The organism is Advenella kashmirensis WT001, assembly GCF_000219915.2.
Lineage (GTDB): Bacteria > Pseudomonadota > Gammaproteobacteria > Burkholderiales > Burkholderiaceae_B > Advenella > Advenella kashmirensis.
The window spans coordinates 3186649-3209675 of sequence record NC_017964.1 but is presented as its reverse complement, the minus strand read 5'-3'; the positions used below and the strand labels follow the sequence as shown (position 1 = coordinate 3209675).

The 23027-nt window shown below is 56.5% G+C and carries 12 protein-coding genes, 1 tRNA gene and 6 pseudogenes; 8 read left to right on the top strand and 11 right to left on the bottom strand.

Annotation, left to right across the window (positions count from 1 at the left end; all coding sequences use genetic code 11):
• The first annotated feature begins 390 nt into the window (after positions 1-390).
• Positions 391-1314: a UDP-3-O-acyl-N-acetylglucosamine deacetylase gene (lpxC, locus tag TKWG_RS15075; RefSeq protein WP_014751664.1), complete on the top strand. Its 924-nt coding sequence runs from the start codon at positions 391-393 to the stop codon at positions 1312-1314.
• Here the strand turns inward: lpxC and TKWG_RS15070 are convergent.
• Complete coding sequence (locus TKWG_RS15070; protein ID WP_171815169.1) at positions 1293-1724, bottom strand: DciA family protein; 432 nt, start codon at positions 1722-1724, stop codon at positions 1293-1295. The two genes, lpxC and TKWG_RS15070, sit on opposite strands and share 22 nt — an antisense overlap.
• Positions 1725-1816: 92 nt before the next feature.
• Here TKWG_RS15070 and TKWG_RS15065 point away from each other — a divergent pair, with 92 nt between their 5' ends.
• On the top strand, positions 1817-2896 hold the full coding sequence (locus tag TKWG_RS15065) for a M23 family metallopeptidase (RefSeq protein WP_014751662.1): 1080 nt from the start codon (positions 1817-1819) through the stop codon (positions 2894-2896).
• Positions 2897-2979: 83 nt separating this feature from the next.
• Positions 2980-5729: pseudogene (gene secA / locus TKWG_RS15060) on the top strand (preprotein translocase subunit SecA).
• Between the two features lie 245 nt (positions 5730-5974).
• Here secA and mgtE read toward each other — a convergent pair.
• Both mgtE and TKWG_RS15050 read right to left on the bottom strand, forming a co-directional pair.
• Positions 5975-7454 (bottom strand): annotated as a pseudogene (gene mgtE, locus TKWG_RS15055) (magnesium transporter).
• Between the two features lie 21 nt (positions 7455-7475).
• Positions 7476-8326 (bottom strand): annotated as a pseudogene (locus tag TKWG_RS15050) (inositol monophosphatase family protein).
• A gap of 201 nt (positions 8327-8527) precedes the next feature.
• Between TKWG_RS15050 and TKWG_RS15045 the strand changes: the two are divergent.
• The 5 genes and pseudogenes from TKWG_RS15045 to TKWG_RS15030 all read left to right on the top strand — a co-directional run.
• Positions 8528-10102, top strand: a complete 1575-nt coding sequence (locus TKWG_RS15045) for an FAD-dependent oxidoreductase (RefSeq protein WP_050981631.1) — start codon at positions 8528-8530, stop codon at positions 10100-10102.
• The gene (locus TKWG_RS26085; protein ID WP_264300312.1) at positions 9985-10491 is read left to right on the top strand and encodes an FAD-dependent oxidoreductase; all 507 of its coding nucleotides are present in this window, start codon (positions 9985-9987) and stop codon (positions 10489-10491) included. The genes TKWG_RS15045 and TKWG_RS26085 overlap by 118 nt, the downstream gene beginning before the upstream one ends.
• Before the next feature lie 132 nt (positions 10492-10623).
• A pseudogene (locus TKWG_RS26080) lies at positions 10624-12847 on the top strand (TIM-barrel domain-containing protein).
• Positions 12848-12955: 108 nt separating this feature from the next.
• Positions 12956-13031 (top strand) — tRNA-Lys (locus TKWG_RS15035).
• A gap of 425 nt (positions 13032-13456) precedes the next feature.
• Positions 13457-14662: pseudogene (locus tag TKWG_RS15030) on the top strand (MFS transporter); the annotation flags it as partial.
• Positions 14663-14869: 207 nt separating this feature from the next.
• Here TKWG_RS15030 and TKWG_RS15025 read toward each other — a convergent pair.
• The 8 genes and pseudogenes from TKWG_RS15025 to TKWG_RS14990 form a co-directional block, all read right to left on the bottom strand.
• Positions 14870-16120 carry an ABC transporter substrate-binding protein gene (locus tag TKWG_RS15025; RefSeq protein WP_014751659.1) on the bottom strand — a complete coding sequence of 417 codons (1251 nt, stop codon included), beginning with the start codon at positions 16118-16120 and terminating at the stop codon, positions 14870-14872.
• A gap of 81 nt (positions 16121-16201) precedes the next feature.
• Positions 16202-17326 carry a zinc-dependent alcohol dehydrogenase family protein gene (locus tag TKWG_RS15020; RefSeq protein WP_014751658.1) on the bottom strand — a complete coding sequence of 375 codons (1125 nt, stop codon included), beginning with the start codon at positions 17324-17326 and terminating at the stop codon, positions 16202-16204.
• Between the two features lie 12 nt (positions 17327-17338).
• Complete coding sequence (locus TKWG_RS15015) at positions 17339-18091, bottom strand: SDR family oxidoreductase (protein WP_014751657.1); 753 nt, start codon at positions 18089-18091, stop codon at positions 17339-17341.
• A gap of 36 nt (positions 18092-18127) precedes the next feature.
• A pseudogene (locus TKWG_RS15010) lies at positions 18128-19560 on the bottom strand (aldehyde dehydrogenase family protein).
• Positions 19541-20236, bottom strand: a complete 696-nt coding sequence (locus TKWG_RS15005; RefSeq protein ID WP_014751656.1) for an ABC transporter ATP-binding protein — start codon at positions 20234-20236, stop codon at positions 19541-19543. Before TKWG_RS15005 ends, TKWG_RS15010 begins: the two are co-directional and overlap by 20 nt.
• A complete protein-coding gene (locus TKWG_RS15000) occupies positions 20236-20979 on the bottom strand; it encodes an ABC transporter ATP-binding protein (protein ID WP_014751655.1) in 744 nt (247 codons plus the stop codon). Before TKWG_RS15000 ends, TKWG_RS15005 begins: the two co-directional genes overlap by 1 nt.
• A 38-nt stretch (positions 20980-21017) precedes the next feature.
• Entirely contained in the window at positions 21018-21926 is a 909-nt protein-coding gene (locus TKWG_RS14995; protein ID WP_014751654.1) for a branched-chain amino acid ABC transporter permease, read from the bottom strand.
• Positions 21923-22828 (bottom strand): branched-chain amino acid ABC transporter permease, encoded by a 906-nt coding sequence (locus TKWG_RS14990; RefSeq protein WP_014751653.1) that lies wholly within the window; start codon positions 22826-22828, stop codon positions 21923-21925. The genes TKWG_RS14995 and TKWG_RS14990 overlap by 4 nt, the downstream gene beginning before the upstream one ends.
• Positions 22829-23027: the final 199 nt, after the last annotated feature.

Genomic DNA, 23027 nt, shown 5'->3' with positions numbered 1-23027 from the left:
GTCGTTTTTCGTCTTTCCTGCTGATCCGGGTTCAGATGCCAATTGAAACAGTTGCGCTGTCGATCAAGGGTTTTTAAGCGCAAATCAGAGTAAAATACTCGGAAACGACACGTGTCTGCCGACATAGTGTACGAAGATTGGCTTTGGCAGCCCGGTGCAAGCAACAAACCGGCTGCAATGCAGTATTGGCGCCATGTTTGTTACAGGCCGCCACTCACTGCGCGTCGAACCTTGCTGCTACACATTCAAAGGACGGCGCCACAGGTGTGTCTGGTACCGTCATCAGGCAGTTTGCTCCCCGCTTTGTTGGTGAACGTGAACCGCCAGCCACGACATCCTTTAACGGATGCTTCCATGAATATTGTTACATTTTTGTAAGTTGAGAATACGATGCTACGACAAAGAACCATTAAGAATCTGGTGAAAACCACCGGCGTCGGCATGCATTCAGGTCGCAGGGTTGAGATCACTTTACGACCTGCCCAAGCCAATACCGGCATTATTTTCCATCGGGTAGACACCCCCGAGGTGGTGGACCTGCCCGCCGTTGCGGACAAGGTAGGCGATACCCGAATGGCGTCCGTGCTGCAGAACGGCGATGTACGCGTGTCAACAGTAGAACACTTGATGTCGGCGCTGGCCGGCCTGGGCATTGACAACATTCACGTCGATCTGAACGCAGAAGAAGTGCCTATTATGGATGGTAGCGCGGGGACCTTTGTATACCTGCTGCGCTCGGCCGGTATCGAAGAGCAGGATGCGCCCAAGCGCTTTTTGCGCGTTCTGAAAACCATTGAAGTGCAGGATGGCGAAGGAGAAAACGCCAAATGGGCCCGCCTTGAACCCTATGCCGGCTTCTCCCTGGCCTTTTCGATCAACTTTCACCATCCGGCCATTGATTCGACGGCCAGTTTTGCCGAAGTGGATTTCGCACGCGATTCCTATACCCGGGAAATCGCCCGTGCGCGCACCTTCGGTTTTGCACAGGAAGTGGAAGCCATGCGCGCCCACGGTCTGGCGCGTGGCGGCAGCCTGGATAACGCCATTGTGATGGATGAGTTCCGGATCCTGAATTCGGACGGCCTGCGTTACGATGACGAATTCGTCAAGCACAAGATCCTGGACGCTATTGGCGATCTGTATCTGATCGGCCATCCGTTGCTGGCCCGTTATGTGGCCTGCAAATCCGGCCATGCGTTAAATAACAAGCTGGCGCGTACGCTGCTATCGCAGCCGGATGCCTACGAAATCATTACCTATGATTCCGCAGCGGCAGCCGCCGATGCCGTGAGTCAGGATTGGCGTTTAGCCTGATTCTTTTCAAGAATCCGGGCCAGTGTTTCAGCCAGCCCCTGATTGTCTGTGGTTTGTTGCAGTTCAAGCAAGGCGCCACGGGCCTGTTCACCCAAAGGGGGCATGTGGATCGGCGGTGGTGAAGCCGCCGTTATTGCGGTATTTTTGAGCCCGGCCTGGATTTTTATGCGGATTTGATCCACCCGTTGCCCTTTAGCGACCAGCAGCTGATGTATAGTTGTGGTCAATTGTCGGATTTTTGCTGCGTGGGCAGCGCTGGGAACGGCAATAATCAGTGTGCCGTTTTCCAGCCCAACCACGCGACACGCATGACCCACGGGAAGTTGCAGAGCCTGTGCAATCAGTCCCTGTATCAGGTTGAACTGTTCTGCTGTTTCCAGCAACCGGCCCCGGCGGGAGTCATGCCCCAACCAATTTGCGGCCGTTTTACCTTCGCCTCGATCGCGGCGCGAAGCACCGTTTTTTTTGTAAAACAGAGCCATTATTTTAAACAGGTACGAAATTGAAAGAAGAGCAACATGCTTCGCAGAATACCACTCCTGTGAAGACAAAGAAAGTATGGGCGTTTAGCGTGTCCATGCTCAGCCTGGGTCTGGCGGTTGCTGCCGGCGCCTTGCTGGAACGCCATTTTGGGCTGCCATCGCTGCCCATGCACGAACAAGTCGCTTCTGTGGAGTCTACACCCGAAGCGCTGCGTGATGCAGCCTTGATTCATCATAATCTGAATGTGATGGCCTCACAGATCGGGCAGTTGCGGGCCAAGGTAGATACCATCGCCCGCTTGGGTGAACGGCTGGCCGTGAGTACTGGCGCCGATGCCGAAACGTCTGAACTGCACAAGCTGCTCAGCCAGAACGCCCTGGCCAGTGACGAGCCGATGGAAGATCTGGAGCCGGAAAACAGCAGCGTCATGTCTGCCGAGGAACTCGGGCGTGAGCTCGATAGCCTGAAGGTTGCCTTATCGCGCGGCGATGATATGCTCAAAACGGCCGATCTGGCGATGCAGCTGCAGGGTGCAGAGCAGCAGCGTACCCCCACCGCCATTCCGGTTTCTATGAACAATGCACGAATTTCATCCACTTACGGTTGGCGCAAGAACCCGGTAACCGGACGTCATATGCTGCACAGCGGGGTTGATTTTGCCGCGCCTGCAGGTACGTCCGTGTACGCGGCTTCTGCCGGCATTGTAGTGGCCGCCGGCTGGATGAGCGCCTACGGCAACGTCGTGGACATTGATCATGGCAAAGGTGTGGTCACGCGCTACGCGCACAATTCAAAGTTGCTGGTCAAGGTAGGTGATCTGGTAGCCAAAAGACAGGTTATCGCCAAGGTTGGCAGCACCGGGCGTTCCACCGGTGCTCACGTGCATTTCGAAGTGCGGGTCGATGGTGAACCAACCGACCCGATCGCCTTCCTGAGCCAGATGTCCTCGTCCACCGCAGTGGCCAGCACGGCACCGGACAGTCTGCTTAAACGGGCAGAGCAGGTGGGAGCGGCAGCGCTCAGTAGCAAAATCGTCACGGATACAAAAGAGCACGTCAGATTGCCTTCCGGAATCACTACCCGGCCTCGTATGCGTTAAACTATCGTGATTTTCTCGTGATGACTCACTAACCTGTCAGGAAGAACACCCATTGAAGTCTTCCTGATTACTCTGAAAGCAGAATGATTTCTTTACTCAAAAAAATTGTTGGCAGCCGTAACGATCGCCTTCTGAAGCAGTATCGCAAACTGGTCACCAGAATCAATAGTCTGGAAAAAACCGTCGAAGCCCTGTCCGATGAAGCGCTGGCCGCGAAAACCCAGGAATTCAAGGAGCGCTATCAGCAGGACGGAGATCTGGATGCCATCTTGCCCGAAGCGTTCGCTGTTGTGCGTGAAGCTTCGCGTCGGGTACTGGGTATGCGTCACTTCGATGTACAGCTGATCGGCGGCATCACCCTGCATTACGGTAAGATCGCCGAGATGCGTACGGGTGAAGGCAAGACGCTGATGAGTACACTGCCGGTCTATCTGAATGCCATGTCTGGCAAGGGCGTGCACGTGGTCACGGTCAACGACTACCTGGCGCGCCGCGATGCGCAGCAAATGGGTCGACTGTATAACTTTCTGGGCCTGTCCGTGGGTGTGGTGGTGCCAGAGCAGGACAATGCAGAGAAGGTCGCGGCCTATCGCGCCGATATTACCTATGGTACCAATAACGAATTCGGCTTTGACTATTTGCGCGACAATATGGAATATCGCGCCGAAGACCGGCGCCAGCGCGAACTGAGCTACGCCATTGTCGATGAGGTCGATTCGATCCTGATCGATGAAGCCCGTACGCCGCTGATCATTTCCGGCCAGGCCGATGACAATACTGAACTGTATGTCAAGATGAACCAGGTGCCGGCCATGCTCACGCGCATGCGTCCGAGCCCAAGCCGCAGGAACCGGAACCGGAAGGCGATTTCTGGGTGGATGAAAAATCCCAGCAGATTTACCTGTCCGAAGCCGGGCACGAGCACGCCGAAGAGATTCTGACTCGCCTGGGCATGCTGCCACAGGGCGAGTCGCTGTACGAGCCGCGTCATATCACATTGATGCATCATCTGATGGTGGCACTGCGTGCCCACAATCTGTTTTTCCGCGACCAGCATTATGTGGTCAACGATGGCGAAATCGTGATCGTGGATGAATTCACGGGACGTTTCATGGCGGGGCGCCGCTGGTCCGATGGCCTGCACCAGGCCGTGGAAGCCAAGGAAGGCGTGGCGATCCAGAACGAGAACCAGACGCTGGCTTCGATCACGTTCCAGAATTTTTTCCGTATGTACAAAAAGCTGGCCGGCATGACCGGTACGGCCGATACCGAAGCCTACGAATTCCAGGAAATCTATGGTCTGGAAACGGTCATTATTCCGACCAATTTGCCCATGGTCAGGAACGACCAGAACGACCAGATTTTCAAGAACGATCAGGAAAAGTTCGCCGCTATTATCAAGGATATCCGCGATTGCCACGAACGCAATCAGCCGGTGCTGGTGGGTACCACAAGTATCGAAAACTCCGAAGTGCTGTCCGAGCTGTTGAAAAAAGAAAACCTGCCGCATGACGTACTCAACGCCAAGCAGCATGCGCGCGAAGCTGAAATTGTTGCCGAAGCGGGCAAACCGGGCAAAATCACCATTGCGACCAACATGGCTGGCCGCGGCACCGATATCGTGCTTGGCGGCAGCATAGAGAAAGCCATTTCCCTGGTGCGCGCAGACGATACGCTCACGCCCGCCCAGAAAGAAGAGCGTATTGCCGCTATCCGTGAAAAATGGCTGCCGGTTAACGAACAGGTCAAGCAGGCCGGTGGCTTGCGCATCATCGGTACTGAAAGACACGAATCGCGTCGTATCGACAACCAATTGCGAGGCCGTGCCGGTCGCCAGGGCGATCCGGGTTCATCTCGCTTTTATCTGTCGCTGGATGATTCGCTCATGCGCATTTTCGCGGGCGATCGTGTGCGCGCCATTATGGACCGCCTGGGCACCGATGGCGAACCGATAGAAGCCAAGATGGTATCGCGCTCCATTGAATCGGCGCAGCGCAAGGTGGAAGGTCGCAACTTCGACATCCGCAAGCAGTTGCTTGAGTATGACGATGTGTCCAATGACCAGCGCAAAGTACTGTACGGTCAGCGCAACGAAGTGCTGGAAGAGGCCGATTCCGGACCGCTGGTCGCCAACCTGCGTGATGCGGCAATTACCGACTTTGTGCGTACGTATGTACCGGCAGAAAGCATGGAAGAGCAGTGGGATATTCCTGCGCTGCAAACGGCGCTGGAAGCCGAATGGCAGGTTAGGGTCCCCTTGACTGAAATGCTCGAAAAAAACGACAACATGGGCGACGAGGATATCGTGGAAGCGGTGCTGGCACAGGCTCGAGAGAACTACGAAACCAAAGTGGCGCTGGTCGGCAAGGAACAATGGGTCTCTTTCGAGCGCGCCATCCTGCTGCAAACCATCGATACGCTCTGGCGTGAACATTTGTCGTCGCTGGATCACCTGCGTCAGGGTATTCATTTGCGCGGTTACGCGCAAAAGGATCCGAAACAGGAATATAAGCGTGAGGCCTTCGAACTGTTCTCCGGCATGCTTGAGCGCATTCGCAATGAAACCGCGCGCGTGCTAATGACCGTACAGATCCAGTCACCGGAACAGGTTGAAGAGGCTGAAGCCGATGCCGCGCAATCTCATGTGTCCAATATGCAGTTTCATCATTCTGACTACGATGAAGCGCTGGCCAATGCCGAAATCAATGAACAGGGCGATGTGTCAGCGGGCGGTATCACCGTCAAGAACATGGTGGGCAGAGTGGGTCGCAATGACCCGTGCCCATGTGGCAGCGGTAAAAAATATAAGCATTGCCACGGTAAGCTGAGCTGATCAACGTCTCCTGCGCCTTGCACGAGCCGCGTGGGCGTTCTCGGTGCAGGGCGGCGCAAGTTTACGGATTTGACGGTATAAACTGACGGCGCAAGCCTATGCCCACTGAAATAAATGCCATGTCTTCGGATGGCATGCATAAATGAAAATCCCTCGCGGCTTAACACTGCGAGGGATTTTTGTTATGCGGATGAACGTGAATAATCAGGGCGACGCGTTTTGCCGGCTAGCGGGGCTGCCGCATGCTAGATGAGAAACAGATTTGCCAGCCCCAGAAAGACAAAGAAGCCAAGCGAATCGGTGGCGAAGGTGAGCAGCACCGATGATCCCATGGCCGGATCCTTGCCGAAGCGGTCCCGTGTCAATGGGATCAGGACGCCCAGCATGGCGCCGATCAGCATGTTGCAGACCAGTGCCGCCATCATCACCGCGGCAATGGAAATACTGCGCGAGACAAGCCATGCAAAGGCGGCGGCGACCAGGCTGCCTGAAATGCCTACCAGAAATGTCACTACAAACTCACGCCGCAGCAGCGACTTCACGTTATTTGACGTAATACGGCCCATGGCAAGGGCGCGAATGACAAGTGTCATTGTCTGGTTGCCTGAGTTGCCGCCAATGCCCGCCACTATGGACATCAGAAAAGCCAGGATCACAATGGTGCTGACGGTTTCTTCAAACTGCGAAGCCACATAGGAAGCGACTGACGCCGTGCACAGGTTCAGGAACAGCCAGGGCGCCGGTTACGGATCGCGCTGGAGACGGGGGCAAAAATATCCTCTTCCTGCAGACCGGCGCGTGACAGGTCCTGTTCCTGCGAGTCTTCGCGGATTACATCCACCACTTCGGCAATGGTCAGTCGGCCAATCAGCCGGTTTTGCTGATCCACCACGGGTGCGGACACCAGATCGTAACGTTCGAACGCACTGGCCGCTTCGCGGTCTTCGTCATCCGGACCCAGTGAAAGATAGTCGGTATTCATGACGTCTTTCACGATGGTATCGGGGTCGCTCACCAGCAGGCGGGACACAGACAGCACACCCAGAATCTGATCGCCGCGATCTACCACGAAAATCTGGTCGGTATGATCGGGCAGTTCACTGAGGCGGCGCAGATAGCGCAGCACCACTTCCAGGGTGACGTCTTCGCGCACCCGGACCATCTCGAAGTCCATGATGGCGCCGACCGTACCCTCGGGGTAGCCCATCGCTTCGAGCAGTTGCGCCCGTTCGGCATCGGTCAGGCCTTTCTGTACCTCGGCCACAATGTCCGGAGGCAGATCGGCCGCCAGGTCGGCCAGTTCGTCGGCGTCCAGGTCTTCGGTAGCAGCCAGCAGATCGGCCCGATCCATGGATGCAATCAACGACTCCCGGACCCAGTCATCTACTTCCAGCAGGATGTCGCCGTCGTATTTGGAATTGACCAGACCCCAGATAAGCTGGCGCTCTTCGGTCGGCAGCGACTCCAGAATGAACGCGATATCTGCCGGGTGCAGCGCATTCAGGGTATTGCTCAGTTCGGCTTCATGCTGCGCCGGATCAGGCCTTCGACCAGCGTAGACTGATCATCGCCGGCTTCCTGGCGATGCACCAGCTGTTCGACGATGGCGTGCTTTTTCAACAGCTCCTGAATACGCTCGAGCGCAAGCTGCGCATCCTCGGTATCGAGTCTGCGCGGCACATGGACCAGGACGGCTTCGGACGGTTGCTGATTTTGTTGCGCCATGACTGTAACTACCGTGTTAGGCTATCGCGGTTTGAGGTGGGGGCTGATCATGGCCGAGAGTGCCGGAAACAGGCCGTTACCTGCGGCGACCACAAACCCGTTGATGGGCCAGGGTCTTTGCCGTACATATCTTCTGCATGGCCGTGTGCTTCACGCACCAGCAGGGCGCCGGCGGCGACATCCCAGGGTGCCAGGCCCATTTCAAAATAACCATCAAAGCGTCCGCAGGCGACCCAGGCCAGGTCCAGCGCAGCGGCCCCATTGCGGCGCAGGCCGCGCGTGGTGTGAATCGCGGTATCAAAGATGGGAGTGTATTGATCTTCGAAGGAAAAGTCGCGGAAGGGAAAGCCGGTAGCCAGCAGCGAATCGGCCAGCGTAGCCGTTTTTGAGCAGGAGATACGCTGACCATTAAGCCAGGCGCCGGTACCTGCCACGGCGGTAAACAACTCTTCGCGGTTGGGATCGTACACAATCGCAACGACCGGTGTGTCACATGTCAGCGGCTCGGTTGCCTGTGGCAGCACCGTGCCGGCATGGGCAATAAGCCCGAGCGAGACGGCATAGTGCGGAATACCATGCAGATAATTGGTGGTACCATCCAGCGGATCTATATACCAGGTGGCAACGCCTTCGGGTTTGCCGCCGGTTTCTTCAGCAACAATGCCAAAGTGGGGAGTCAACTGGGCGAAGGCGTCCAGAATGGCTTGTTCGGCTTCCTTGTCGGCCTGGGAAACCAGATCATTTCTGGCTTTGTGATCAATAATCAGGTCGGATCGGCGGTGCGAATAGGCCTGCAGTACAGAGGCTCCCGCATGGGCTGCCTTGATGCCGGCATCAAGCGCAATACCGAAGTCGATGAGGGAAGATGACATGCGTGATACTCCGTCTGGATTTGAATCGGAACAGCAGCCGGGATAAATCCCGATAATCGGGAGATTATAAAATGAATACCTTTGCCCGGGTTCGCATTGCGGCAAAACCGGGTATTCTTTGTGTAAATGGCGCGACGGCGATGCCTGCTGGCTTGCCTTGGGCGCATTGGTTTTTGTTAAGTAGTGGTAGGAGACGGGTTGATGGGTGGGGCGCTGGACAACTTCAGTGTGGTGCTGGAACAGGCGATTGTGCATCTGCAAAAAAGCGCGCAGCAGGCCAACGCCTATACAGCGCTCGTGCTGGCCGCCGATGGCGCCCATGTTGCGGCGACCTTGCTGACGCACTGGCAACGCCATGCGCCGGCTCAGGCGCAGCTGCATCTGGTATTTTTTGAAGATGCCGCAAGCGCCTCGTCAGACACAAGGAGTGTGGCTGACGGCGCATCGGATCCTGTCCCTGCGCCAGCGCATCCGTTAGCAGAAAAAGCGGATGGCGCACGTGCGACTCTGGCCGCACTGCTGGCGGCCTTTGATGACACCGGGGTGCCGTTGCTGCCCGGCGTGCATCGGTTTGATGCGCCGGCGCACCGGCTCACGGTGACGCGCCTGATCGGGCCAATCACGCAGACGTTCGCGCAGCTGGTTGCTGTTGTGGATCTGGTGCTGGTCGATTCAAGCGACCGGGTCGCCGGCATTGATCACTATGCCGACACTGTGTTGCGCATTGCAGCGCCTGATCTGGCCGTGGTTGCGCCACAGCCGGTGCTTGAGCAATTGCAGCAGGCGATCAGAAACAAGGGGTCAAGGGCGCTGACTGTACATCCCTTGGCACAGGCATGGCGGGTGTTGCTGGTGCAACTGCATAAACCGGCCAAGCCGCCGGCCGCGTCCACCCGCACAGCCTGGGTGGTGGGCGGCAGTCTGGCCGGTGCAGGCGTGGCCTATGCGCTGGCGTTGCGTGGCTGGCAGGTGCACGTGACTGATCCGGCGCTGGCCCATGGTCAGCGGGGTCCTCAGGCAGGCCATCTTGCCGCTGCCCTCACGCCGCTTATTTCCGTTGACGATAATTTCAAGGCGCGACTGAGCCGGGCAGGCGTGTATCGCGCCCATCAGCGCTGGGCGGATTTTGATGCCGACACCATTGTCGCGCGTAGCGGCACGCTGGAACTGGCGCGCAGCAAAGGACATGCTCGTGACCTGTTGCAGGCGGTGCAGGCCATGGCCTATCCTGAAGGGTGGGTCCGTCTGATCGCGCCAGCGCAGGCTACCACGTGCGCCGGAGTCGGTGTCGCACGGCATGGTGCGTACTTTGCCAAAGGCATGACGGTTTCACCGCCCAATCTGATCAGCAAGCTGCTGTCCCATCCCCATATTGTCTGCCATGGCGTGCAGATTGATTCGCTGCGTCAAGGGGCGCAAGGCTGGCAACTGCGTTCTCATCAGAATGACGAACCCGTGATTGTGGCCGAATGCGATACCGTTATCCTGGCCGCTGCGGCTCATACGCCGGCGCTGCTGGCCAAGAGTGGCCTGGACCAGCATACCCTGCGGTCAGGCGCCGGCAGTCGACCCTGCCGGCGATCATGTCCATGGATGTGCTGGCCGGACAGGTCATGCATGTGCCGGCGACCCTGTTGCCGCAGGTGCCGGCCAGCGTCATTGGTGCAGAAGGCTATTTTTTGCCTCCGGTACAGGGGCAATGCGTGCTGGGCAGTACCTATGAACGGGAACCGGCCGGGCAGGGATGCACCCGCCACGGTCAGCAGCAGATTGTGAACAAACTGGCGCCGGCGCTTGCGCCAGCCGTCTTGCAGCCGGTTATCGATGCCATGGCGGTGACGGTGCCCAATGCCGGATCACGGCAACCGGTCTCGTTAGGCGAGGTGGGCGACAACGGGGACAAGGCAGCTGCAACTCGCGCGCAGGGGGCACAGCATAACGATGCCGCGGTATTTGCCGGGTGGGCCGGCAGCCGGGCGGTTATTCGGGGGCGGTTGCCTGCATTCGGTCCAATGCGCCACGCGCCAGGGCTGTGGCTGGCCTGTGGCTACGCCTCCCATGGTCTGACCTGGTCTGCATTGGCAGGTGATGTTATCGCAGCCATGCTGGGTGCAGAGCCGGTTCCGCTGGAGCGAGATTTGCTGCAGGCGGTGGCGCCGCGCTGAAAAAAATCGCATGAAAAACGGTCGGCTCTGCTTTGTTTTTTAGCCAAAACACGAAATTGATTTTATTTTGTGTGGTAAATGAGTCAAAATAAGCGTTTTTAGGGAATCTCTTGCCCGTTTCCATGCTCCGGTATTTTCCCCTCACTGAAAAGAACTCACGTGATTCAATTTGATCGTCTTGTATTCAAGTCCGCTCATGCAACGCATGCCGAGTTTTCTACGGACACTGATTTATTATTGCGTGTCGAGGCTCATAGCCCGGGCGTATTCAGGATCCTGGCAGGGTTGCCCGACAGGCTTTCCGAAGAAAAACAAACCGCGCGCCAAAAGCAACGCCAGGCACTGACCATCGCTCGTGAAGAGTGCATCGGTGAGATGCTCACCGAATCTCTGATTCATGAGTCCGGCTGGCGTTTCACTCAGGGCGATGTGTCTCTGGTAATCTGCAACAGTCCGCTGAAGATGTCGCTATTTCGTGGCGAAACATGTATTTTGCGCACTGATGATGGCTTTGAGACGCCGCTGGTCATGGAGTCCGAAGCAGGGCAGCCTGCCCATTGGTCGGTCATGTTCGATCTGCCGGACAATGAACCGGTTTTCGGGCTTGGCGAAACCGCTGGCGACTTCAACCGCCGCGGCGTGGAAATTGTGTCCGACCTGAATGACTTCCGTTATTTGCCGCTGGCCTGGAATCCCAGGGGCTGGGGAATATACGTGAACTCGCTGGAGCGGGTCATGCACGATCCCGGTACGGAAGATAACCCGGGCACTTACCAGATTTTCATTGATGGCCCGGTCTTCGACCTGTTCCTGTTTGCCGGCGATGTGCCTGAAATTTTCAACCAGTATTCCGCGCTAACCGGCCGTGCCGGCCAGCCGCCGTTGTGGGCCATGGGTGCATGGCTCAAGCAGCAGCCGGGCCAGTCTACACCCGGCTTTATTGAGCAGGCCGAAGCACTGCGGCAGGCCCAGTTTTCACTGGACGTGCTGGATTTTGCCCAGCCGTCCATGGTGCAGTTCCAGGCAGACAAGCTGGTACTGGAGTGGGATCACAGTCGCATGGATGATGCGCGCCGTACGCTCGGCGCGTTGCGCGAAAAGTTTTTTGAAATCTGTGTGCCGTCCTTTCCGGGTGTGCCGCGTGAATCGGTCCTGTTTGACGATCTGGAAGATCGCGGCTGGCTGCTGACCAGCGACGATGGCAATGCCTATGTCTTTGACGGTGTGCCGGAAAACGGCAATGTGCCGTTTGGTCTGCTGGACCTGACCTACAAGGATGCCTATGCGTTCTGGGTTGAGCGGCATCATCAGCTGGTCGACGAAGGCGTCGGCGCTTTTCACAGTTCGTTTCCGGTAGAGATTCCCGATGCGGTCAGTGCACGCAATGGCGAATCCGGTGCGCTGCTCAGAGAGCTGTATCCGCTGTTGCTGCGCCGTGCGCTGTTCGATGCGGTTTCCATGAACAAGACGCCTACCGAAGGCGTGGTGCCTTCTGCCGATCTGATCATGGCCGTGCAGCGCGTTGCCTGGCAAAAAACGCCGGCATCTGCCAATGACTGGGACGGCCTGACGCAGTGGTTGCGGCAGGCGCTGTCGATCCAGGCCAGCGGCGCGATCGCGGTCACGCATGATCTGGGCAATCCCGAGCAGCTGGATGGCGACACGCCGCTGGATGCGACGATCTACCTGCGCATGCTGGGTCTTTGTGTATTTTCTGCCGGGTTTGCCTTTCAGGCCGCGCCGGCACTCTTGCCCAGCGCCTATCCGGAAGACCTGCAGACAAAGATCCGGACATTGCTTGAACTGCGCTATCGCCTGATTCCGTACATTAATGGCGTCATTGAAGATTCCGTACGCACCGGCCTGCCGGTGCAGCGAATGATGGCGCTGGCGTACCCTGATGACGCCAAGCGCGTGCCTGGGACCAGCAATACATGCTGGGCCCGGCGCTGCTGGTGCGCCTGTGCTGCAGCCGGGTTCGTCGGTGAATGTCTATTTGCCTGAGGGCGATGCGTGGTGGGATCTGAACCTGAACCAACGCTATGAGGGCGGGCAGGTGCTCACGGTTGAGTGCGGGCTGGACTCGGTACCGGTCTTTGGTCGTGAGGGCCATATGCTGTGTCTGGGGCCCGTCCTGCGACATATGGGTGAGTTCAACTCGGCGCGTATCCTGGACGAAGTCTGGATGTTCGGCATGCCCATGCATAACCCGGTTGTGATGCGCAACAAAATTCGCGTCATGCAGATGCAGGGTTCCAGTTATATCAAAGGCCTGGAAGGACTGAAGATTCTGCAGTCCGATGGTCTCGAAGTAAAACGCCGTGGCGCAGAAGTGCGTATCTCGCGCGAGCGGTAAAAAGTAGTTGTGCCTGTTGCGACAAAGAAAAAAAGTAATTTCTTTGTCGCAATTATGCAAATAGTATTGACAGCAAGTTCGAATTCCTTCATAATCTTTTTCTTTCCTGGGCTGGTAGCTCAGTCGGTAGAGCAGTGGACTTTTAATCCATTGGTCGCGAGTTCGAGTCTCGCCCAGCCCACCAGGAAAATCTTGTAGAAAGAATATCTTAGCCGCTAGCCTGAAAATGGAGTAGCGGCTTTTTTATTTTTTGACTCTACAACGTGCTGCAGCCCCGGTCACTGCTTGGCCGCAGCTCCACTTTCTGTCTTGTATAACGAATAGCAGCAATGGCTGGTTAACGACGATCTGCGCAGTGGTCAATTGCAGCGTGTATTGCCCGCCTGTCACCCCGAGTGGTGGGCATATTCCTGGTCTGGTCAGCGTCCAAAATCGTTCCTGTTAAAGTGAGGCTGGTCTCACAGGCAGCATAGAGCGAGTTGGGGAAAGGACCGCGTCACAGCCCGCGACGGCGCCGCAAGCGCCTGCCCATGCGTTCAAAGACGCGCATTACCGCAACGGTTACCCTTGCGCCGGGTAAAATAGCGAACATCATCAAGCGTTACGAAGGACACCCGCATGGCGGACAGCAGTTTCAGTTTAAAAAGCATTGCCGTTCCTGCTTACGGTCCTTCGCTGCTTTTCGGTTTTGCCAACGGGGCGATTTTACCGGTGATCGCGTTGAGCGCCCGCGATCTGGGTGCGACGCCTGCCTTGGCAGGCTTGATCATTGCGCTGATCGGCCTGGGGTCGCTGCTGGCCAATATTCCCGCTGCGCTGATCACTTCGCGCCTGGGCGAGCGAAGCGCGCTGCTGGGGGCATCGGCCATCACCATCATTGCCCTGTTGCTGTGCATATTTGCCAACCATGTCTTGCTACTGGCATTGGCAACACTGCTGATCGGCGTCTCAACCTCTGTCTTCTTTCTTGCCCGGCAAACTTATATGATCGAGGCCGTGCCTTTTTATATGCGGGCCCGGGCGCTCTCGGTTCTGGGTGGTGTCAACCGTATCGGCATGTTTGCAGGACCGTTCGCGGGGGCAGGGGTGATGCACTTTGTGGGGCTGTCCGGTGCCTACTGGGTGGGGCTGGCTGCGCTGATCGCCTCAACGGTGCTGACCTACTATATGCCGGATCTGAAGATCGAGCCCAGGACGCAGAACCTGTCGGCAGCCAAACCCCGCATGGCGCGTATTGCCCGTGAGCACGCCGGCGTGTTCATGTCACTGGGCCTGGCCGTCTTGTTGATCAGTGCCATGCGTGCCGCAAGGCAGATTGTGATCCCGTTGTGGGCCGATTATATCGGCCTGAGCCCGACTGCGACCTCGGTCATCTTTGGCTTGTCCTCGGCGGTGGATATGCTGATGTTCTATCCTGCCGGCAAGATCATGGATGAATGGGGGCGGCTATGGGTTGCCTTACCCTGCACCCTGATCATGGGTATTTCACTTGTGATCATGCCATTTACCACTACCGTATTCTCCTTTATCGTGGTTGCCATGCTGCTGGGGCTGGGCAATGGTTTTGGTTCGGGGATCAACATGACGCTGGGGGCAGATGCCTCTCCCGATCATGGACGCACCGAGTTTCTGGGCCTTTGGCGGTTGATTAGCGACGTGGGCAGCAGTGCCGGTCCCTTTCTGCTATCCGGCATGACCGCGCTGGTATCGCTGGGTGCCGGCATCGCACTAACCGGCGGCTTTGGTTTTATCTCGGCCGCAATTTTCTGGCATTTTCTGCCGCATGCACGCGGCACGAAAGTGCGCGATCAGTAAACGCGTATATAGCACAGGTGCCTTTACCATGCATGCACCGATGTGTTGCGCCATGCTTCAAGCGCCCGGCATAACATAAAAAACTGCGCCCCGGCGTCGATGATATTCATGACGATGGGACGCAGCGTTGTGGCTTGCTGCCAATTGCTGTCAGGGCGTTAAAAACGAAAAGCTTTCTGCGCGCCCTGACTATTGCGGCAGCGGATGTCAATGATCGTATTGCTTGCCTTCTTCCGCTTTGAGCGCGGCTGCATCGACCGTGCTGATCCACTCCATGGATTTTTTACCGGCCGGTGCGGTCAGTTTGTCGCCAGAATAGATAACCATCTTGTCCAGCACCGCGAACGGATAATCAGGTACTTTCTTGGTAATGCCCAGCAATTGCGCCTCATAAGCCTGGCCGTCGGGGCGATCAATTTTCAGGCTGCGACCAAAGCCAGTAAATTGCACGTCATGCATGGCCGCGGCCACTTGTTCGGTGCTTGGCCATTTACCGCCGTTGTCCTTGATGGCTTTTTCGTAGCCGGCTTTCAGGCCATGGATCGCCTGCACCATGTGGTACACCGAGTAGATGGGATAGGCATTGGTTTTTTCACGAAATTTCTTGATGAAGGCCTGGTGCTTCGGATCATCCTTGGTTTCCGGATGCAGGAAGTAGTGGTCGCCACGGGCGCCGACAATCACGCCTTCCGGCAGGGCACTGCCCAGGCGTTCCAGCGAGCTTTCTGCCAGCGGCAGCACGAACGTGGAGTTTTTGAACAGATTGCGCTGCGAGGCCTGGCGTACAAAGTTGTCCAGGTCTCCGCCCCAGGATGTGGACAGAATGACATCCGGTCGCAGTGCCTGCAGACGGCTGATTTCCGTAGAAAAATCGGCTGCGCCAAATTTAGGGAACATTTCGGCCACCACACGCACGTCAGGCTTGAAGCGTTTGAGCGTAGCCAGGAAAATCTCTCTGGAGTCACGACCCCAGGCGTAATCCTGGTTGACAATGGCCAGTGTCTTGAAGTCCGGTTTTGTCTTGAGCAGGTACAGAACAGAGGCAATCATTTCAGCCGTGGCGTTGGCCTGGGTCCGTACCACATACTTATACTCTTTCTCTTCCAGTACTTTTTCGGTGCCGCAGTCCCACAAAATATTGAGTGTTTTCAGGTCTTCGGCCACCGGCGCAATGATGTTGCAGTTGCCGCTGGAAATGGCAGAAAGAAAAACGCGGGTTCCGTTCTCTGCCAGGCGACGATACTCGGAAAGCAGTTTTTCGCCACCACCGCCTTCGTCAATATAGGTAGGTACAATCTTGACGCCGTCAATGCCGCCGGCCGCATTGATGTCGCTGATCAGCAGATCAGCCGCATGACGTGCCGGTACGCCGAACACTGAAGCAGAGCCGGAAAGAAAAGTAGATATACCCAGTTTGAGCTCGGCTGGCTTTTCCTGGGCAAAGGCATTGGTGCTCATGGCAAGGCCGGCGATTGCCGCCGTCGCATGAGCCGCATGGTTTTTTTTAGCATGGTTATGTCTCCTGATTGTTATTGCACTCTAAAAGAGGATGGTGTCTCTCAGTCCGTTACCCGACGCAAGGTGATCAAAACCTTCATTAATTTGGTCCAGTGTGAACGTCTGTCCCATCAGCTTGTCTACGGGTAGTTTTCCAGCGACATACAGATCTATATATTTTTCAATGTCCCGCGACGGTACGCCGGATCCCAGATAACTGCCTTGCACCGTTCTTTCCTCGCCCACCAGTTGCGCCAGCGGCAGCGCAAAACTGGCCCGGGGATTGGGCAGGCCGCAGGTAATGGTTGCCCCGCCCCTTTTGGTAAGCGTATAGGCTGTCTCGAACGCCTGCACGGCACCGGCCATGTCAAAGCCATAGTCTACGCAACCGCCGGCCTGCGCGATCAGCTCGCTATTATCCTTAATGGCTTTGGGATTAATGCAGTGGGTTGCCCCCAGTGTTTTTGCCAGCGCCAGCTTATCGTCACTCAGATCGACCGCCACGATCCTTCTTGCGCCAGAGGCCACCGCCGCAATTAAGGCGCTCAGGCCGACACCGCCAAGCCCGACGATGGCAGCGGTATCGCCGGCCTGTAGTCTGGCCCGGTTGATGACGGCACCGGCACCGGTGAGCACGGCGCATCCGAAAAGGGATGCCTCCCTGTGAGAAAGATCGCGATTGACCTTGACGCAGGAGCGCCGGGAAACCACGGCGTATTCTGCAAAGCACGACACACCGGTATGGTGGTTTAGCGGCTGGCCATCCTGGGACAGGCGCTTGTCGCCGGACAGCAGCGTGCCCGCCGTATTGGCGACGGCACCGGGAATGCATAATGCGGGTCGCCCCTCGGCGCATGGTGCGCAGCAACCGCAGCTGGGCACGAACACCATCACCACATGATCGCCTGACTTCAGATCGGAGACGCCGCGCCCGCATTCGACGACCGTGGCCGAGGCTTCATGGCCCAGCACGATGGGCATCCCCCTGGGGCGATCGCCATTGATGACCGACAGGTCTGAATGACAAAGACCGCTAGCCTGCATTTTTACAAGCAGCTCACCATCGCCGGGCGGGTCCAGCTCCACTTGTTCAATACTCAATGGCCGGCTTTGCGCGTAGGGCAGTTGCGTGCTCATCGCCCTTAATATGGCAGCTTTGATTTTCATCGCATGTATTCTTTATACTGTTCGGCCGCCGTCAACCGGCAATTCAACGCCGGTCATAAACGCAGCGGCATCGCTGGCCAGGAAGACGGCAGCTGCGGCCACGTCTTTGGGCTTGGAAAACCGGCCCAGCGGGATGGATGAAATGAATTTGGCGCGGTTTTCAGGCGTGTCGGGCAGACCCATGAATAACTCGAACATACCCGTGATGCCCATGACCGGGCAAATGGCATTGACCCGGATATTGTCAGGACCCAGCTCGACCGCCATGGATTTGGATAGCACATTGACCGCGCCCTTGGACGCGTTGTACCAGCTCAGGCCGGGGCGAGGGCGTATCCCCGCCGTTGAGCCGATATTGAGAATGACGCCGGCGCCCCTCTGGCGCATCACGGGAACCACTGCCTGGGCCATATGGTAAATCGACTTGACGTTGACATCAAACATCCGGTCAAACATCGCTTCGTCCACATCAAGCATGGGCTGGTTCTTGTGAGTGATGGCGGCGTTATTGACCACGATATCAGGGGCTCCGAAGGTGTCCACGCAATGCGCGACCAATGCCCGCACCTGCTCGCCATTGGAGACATCGACCGTAAACGCACTGGCATTGTTCCCGAGTGCGTCGGCAACGCGCCGGGCCGTCGCTTCGTTGATATCGGCCACAATGACCTTCGCGCCTTCATTGATATAGGCAGTGGCAATGCCTTCGCCAAATCCGCTGCCAGCACCGGTGACAATAGCGATTTTTTTATCCAGAACAGCCATGTTGTATGCTTCCTTATTAATAGAGTGTGACGGGGATTAACCGTGATAGTGAATGATTGTTTTGGTGGTGCTCATTTCCTCAAGCGCAACCAGGCCTTTCTCACGTCCGTGTCCGCTACGCTTGACGCCGCCAAAAGGCAGTTCAACCCCGCCGCCGGCACCAAAGCCATTGATATAAACCTGTCCGCATTTCAATTCCTTGGCTACCCGCTGCTGGATGCCCCCATTCTCGCTCCAGACAGCGGCCATCAGGCCGTAATCGGTAATGTTTGCCAGATGCACGGCTTGCTCTTCGGTATCAAAAGCCAGTGCCACCAGCACTGGTCCGAAAATTTCCTGCATCAACAGATCGCTGTCATGGTTGTCGGCAACAAACAGGGTTGGCGTGACGTAATAGCCCCCGTCCGGAACACCGGCTTGGATCTGTCCCTGCGCAAGTATTTTCAGGCCGTCTTTTTTACCTTGTTCCAGATAGCGGTTGACCCGGTCAAATTGCGACTTATTGATCACCGGGCCGCAGCTCAAATCCATGTCTGGTGTGCCCACTTTGGTTTTTGAAAATTCTTCGGCAACCAGGTCGATGAATTCGTTGAAAATATCGCGCTGAATCAACAGACGGCTGCCCGCCGTGCAGGTCTGGCCGGTGTTGGCGATAATGCCTTTGACAATGGCCGGAACGGCCAGCTTCATATTGACATCGTTAAACACTACATGAGCGGATTTCCCACCCAGTTCCAGCACACACTTGACCGCATGCTCGGCGGCGGCTTTTTGCACCAGCACACCCACTTCATTGGAACCTGTGAAGGTAACGAAGTTGATGTCTTCGTGCGCGGACAGGCTGGCGCCGGCTTCCTCGCCCAGCCGGTGACCACATTGAATACGCCGGCAGGCAGGCCTGCTTCCAGCGCCAGTTCTGCTACCCGGATTACCGACAGGCAGGCATCTTCGGCTGGCTTAACCACACATGCATTGCCCATCGCCAGCGATGGCGCAACACTTCTGCCTACCATTTGCGCCGGATAGTTCCAGGGAATGATATGTGCAGTCACACCCAGAGGCTCTCTGATGGCCTGGACCGAGTAGCCGTTCAAAAAGGGAATCACCTCGCCATGCACCTTGTCGGCGGCGGTACCATAGAACTCAAAATAGCGGGCCATCACCTGGATATCGTTTCTTGCAGAGGAAATGGCCTTGCCGGTATCCTTGGCTTCCAGCTGGGACAGTTGTTCTGCGTTCTCCAGAATCAGTCCGCTTAATTTGACCAGCAGTCGACCACGTTCGAGTGCCGTGAATTTTTTCCAGGGGCCTTCAGCGGCAATTCTTGCGGCCTTGACTGCCAGGTCGATATCGGCCTCATCGCCTCGTGGAATCTGGGTAAAAACGGCGCCATCTACCGGTGAAATCACATCCAGCATCTGTCCGGATATTGCATTTGTCTTGCGTCCATTAATAATCATTTGCGGCATTTTCAGTTATCCTTTGATTTGCATATAAGCTCATTTCTCCGCGTTCAATATTCCATATTTGATTTGGAATATCTCCCAGCAGCTTGATATTTGATTCTGTAATGACGATGCTCAGCTCGGGCTCAAGCTGCTTTAACCGGTTCAGCGCTTCGGTATACTCGGCGCCCAATCGTGGCGCCAGGCCCTGAAAGGGTTCGTCCAGAAGCAGTAGTCTTGTGCCGATCATTACCGCGCGTCCCAGCGCCACCATCTTGCCCTGGCCGCCCGATAAGGCCGACCCCGAGCGGTCCAGCATGGGCGCCAGCTGTGGTATGGCTTGCAGTACACACTCCAGGCGAGCTTTTATCGCGCCGGCACTCATGTTCTGTACTTCGCACGGCAGACGCAGATTCTGTTCCACTGACAATGTCGGGAAAATAACCCGGTTCTCCGGCGCATAGCCAATATGCAGTGCCGCTCTGGCGTGACCCGCAAGCGCGGTCAGATTGGCGTCATCAAAACGGATGTCGCCGCTGCGCACCTTGATCAGTCCCATCATGGCGCGCAGCAGCGTGGTTTTGCCTGCACCATTGCGCCCGACAATGCCGATGGTCAACCCGCTATCGAACGTTGCCGTGATGTTTCTGAGGATCTGATTGCCCGCCAGATCGACACTTACGTTATTCAAACTGAGCATCAATGGTCTCCAAGCACGGCGCTGCGCACCAGCGGATTGTTCAGGACCTCGGACGGGCTGCCGTCGGCGGCGATTTTTCCGGAAATCCAGGCCGCAACGCGGGTGGCATAGCGCGCCACGATATCCTCATCATGTTCGACAAACCAGCTGGTGACCTTGCGCTGTTCAAGCGCATCCATAACCAATTGCATCAGACTGTGCTTATCTTCCGATGCCACACCGCTAGTCGGTTCATCCATAATCAGCAGACGTGGACGCAGCGACAGGGCCATGGCAACATCCAGCAATTTTTTCTTGCCCTCCGGCAGATCCACTGAAAGCGCATCGGCATCCTGCGACAGGCCTACCAGTTCCAGTGTTTCCTCTACTTCACGGCGGTCGGCCAGACGACTCAATGGCTGGAAATAGCTCAGGCGGGTATTTCTGCTTGCCGCTGCAATTTGAATGCATTCGCTTACGGTATGTTCGGTAAACAGCTGAGGAAGCTGAAAGGATCTTCCCATGCCAAGGCGGACAATCTTGCGGGGCGACAGGGCGGTAATGTCCTTGCCGGCAAAGTAGACGGTGCCCGAATCGGGCTTCAGATACCCTGTGCAGATGTTAATGAAGGTCGTTTTGCCAGCGCCATTCTGGCCGATAACAGCCAGCCGTTCGCCCTCATGCAGTTCAAAGTTGATCTGATCGGCCGCGACAACGCCGCCAAATGCGAGATTGAGATTTTGCGTCTTTACTAGTGGTTCCATCGCTTATCTTCCCCAGGCTCGCTTCAGTTGGTGTTTTCTCATGATCTGGCTACCACCCCGTTAGGCACAACGAAAATAACCAGGATCAGCGTCAGTCCCAGAATGGCCTGCCAGAAACCAGGGAAATAGGCCGAAGAAATCAGCTTGACGGTTTCAAAGATAGCGGCGCCGATAAATGCACCGCTAACATGGGCAGCGCCACCCAGAATCGTGATATACACGTACTCTGCTGAACGTAGCCAGGTGCCGACATCGGGCGTGACCAGCCCCTGCACCAGGGCCAGGATGGCGCCGGAAAAACCCACCACGGCGCCGGATAATATATAACCCTTCCATAGTACGTGGCGCGGCGAAATCCCCAGATACTCCAGTCGGGTTTCGTTGGTCTTGATCGCTGCCAGCGCCTGGCCGTTGCCCGAGCGGAAGTAGCGCTGTACAGCCCACGCAATGAGCAATGAACCGGCCAGGGCGATGCACATCAGCGTAAATTCAAAAGCGCTTCGCTCAAGCGCAATGCCCGCAACGGTCGGTCTGCTCACACGGATGCCGTCGGTGCCACCGGTAATGTCGTAGAATTTGGTAGTGAGAGCAAACAACACCATGCTTAAGGCAAGATTGAGCATACCGAAGAAAATACCCCGGTACCGGACAACAAAAATGCCGATCAAGGCGCTGAACAAGGTGGCGATCACCACGCTGCACACGATGAGCACGATGACATCGGTCTCGGGTCGCATCCGGGAGATAAAGGCAATGCTGTAAGCGGCGACCGATGCATACATGGCATGCCCGAATGACACCTGGCCGGCGCGCAGCATCACTGAAATGCCCAGCGCGGCAATGGCATAAGTCAGGCCGATAATCAGGGGCGTGATGGTCCAGGGTACCAGGTAGCCGCAGAGCAGCACAAACAGTGCCGAGACCAGACTGAGTATATAAATTTTCATATTGTTCTGGCCTGTGCTACTTTGAATAATCCGTTGGGCCTGAATATCAGGACCAGCACCATGATGATGTAAGGCACAGCCACTTCCACTTCCGGCGCCAGGTAGATAGAGAATGACCGTATGACGCCTATCAGTATTGCGGCAATCAGTGCGCCGGTAATCTGCCCCAGCCCGGCGGTGGCGACCACCGCAAAGGACAGGACCACCATATCGGCGCCCACGCCGGGAACCAGCGAAGTGGTAGGCGATGCAAGCGCCCCGCCCAGCACGCCCAGAATGGTGCCGATGACAAATGTGAAATAGCTGATGCGCCTGGCATTGATGCCCATTGCAGTGGCCACTTCGCTGTTATGGGTAATGGCAACAATCTGTTTGCCAAGCCTGGTGTACCTGAGAAAATAGACCAGGACCACGTACGCAATGAGGGCGGTGCCGGGGATAATCAATAATTGGTAGGTTGTATAGGTGATGTTGCCCATCTCTATATTTCCCAGGCGCCCCACAACTTCGCTGGCGGTATAGGGCTGCGCGCCCCAGATGAATTTTTGCAGATCCTCAAAGATCAGAAAGGCGCCGAATGTCAGCAGCAGTTTCAGAATGGGGTCGTAGCCATGCGTCCTGCGTATCAGCACAAATTCGACAACCGAGCCCAGTATGATGCCGACAATAATGGCCACCAGAAACAGCGAGAGCAAGGGCAGCAGTGCCGACTCTGTGGTTGGCGCATACACGGCGATGAGCGTTGCAGCTGCATAGCCGCCATAGGCATAGAATGCGCCGTGGGCGACGTTGAGAATGCCCATCACGCCAAAGATCAGCGTGAGCCCGAGCGACACCAGAAAGAGCAGGCCGGCGTATGACAGACCGTCCAGTAAAGCGATCAGGATTAAATCCGAATTCATGTTGTCCCCACCTTATTTTTTTAGCTATTAGACAGGATATATACAGTAATCCACACAGGTAAAACCCTTAGCGTACGCTTTGTCTTTTTGAAACCCCGGCTTTTCCGTTCTGATAGTCTCTGCCAGGGCAGGTGAGTACGGCGGCCAGGCGCTGGCTTTTTCGATCTGCTTTCTGGCTTTGCGCGGCGGGCCATAATGC

Excerpts from the sequence above, each read along its gene's own strand:
- lpxC (WP_014751664.1), top strand. The coding sequence starts at position 391 with ATGCTACGACAAAGAACCATTAAGAATCTGGTGAAAACCACCGGCGTC.
- TKWG_RS15045 (WP_050981631.1), top strand. The coding sequence starts at position 8,528 with ATGGGTGGGGCGCTGGACAACTTCAGTGTGGTGCTGGAACAGGCGATT.
- TKWG_RS15025 (WP_014751659.1), bottom strand. The coding sequence starts at position 16,120 with ATGAGCACCAATGCCTTTGCCCAGGAAAAGCCAGCCGAGCTCAAACTG.
- TKWG_RS15020 (WP_014751658.1), bottom strand. The coding sequence starts at position 17,326 with ATGAAAATCAAAGCTGCCATATTAAGGGCGATGAGCACGCAACTGCCC.
- TKWG_RS15015 (WP_014751657.1), bottom strand. The coding sequence starts at position 18,091 with ATGGCTGTTCTGGATAAAAAAATCGCTATTGTCACCGGTGCTGGCAGC.
- TKWG_RS15005 (WP_014751656.1), bottom strand. The coding sequence starts at position 20,236 with ATGCTCAGTTTGAATAACGTAAGTGTCGATCTGGCGGGCAATCAGATC.
- TKWG_RS15000 (WP_014751655.1), bottom strand. The coding sequence starts at position 20,979 with ATGGAACCACTAGTAAAGACGCAAAATCTCAATCTCGCATTTGGCGGC.
- TKWG_RS14995 (WP_014751654.1), bottom strand. The coding sequence starts at position 21,926 with ATGAAAATTTATATACTCAGTCTGGTCTCGGCACTGTTTGTGCTGCTC.
- TKWG_RS14990 (WP_014751653.1), bottom strand. The coding sequence starts at position 22,828 with ATGAATTCGGATTTAATCCTGATCGCTTTACTGGACGGTCTGTCATAC.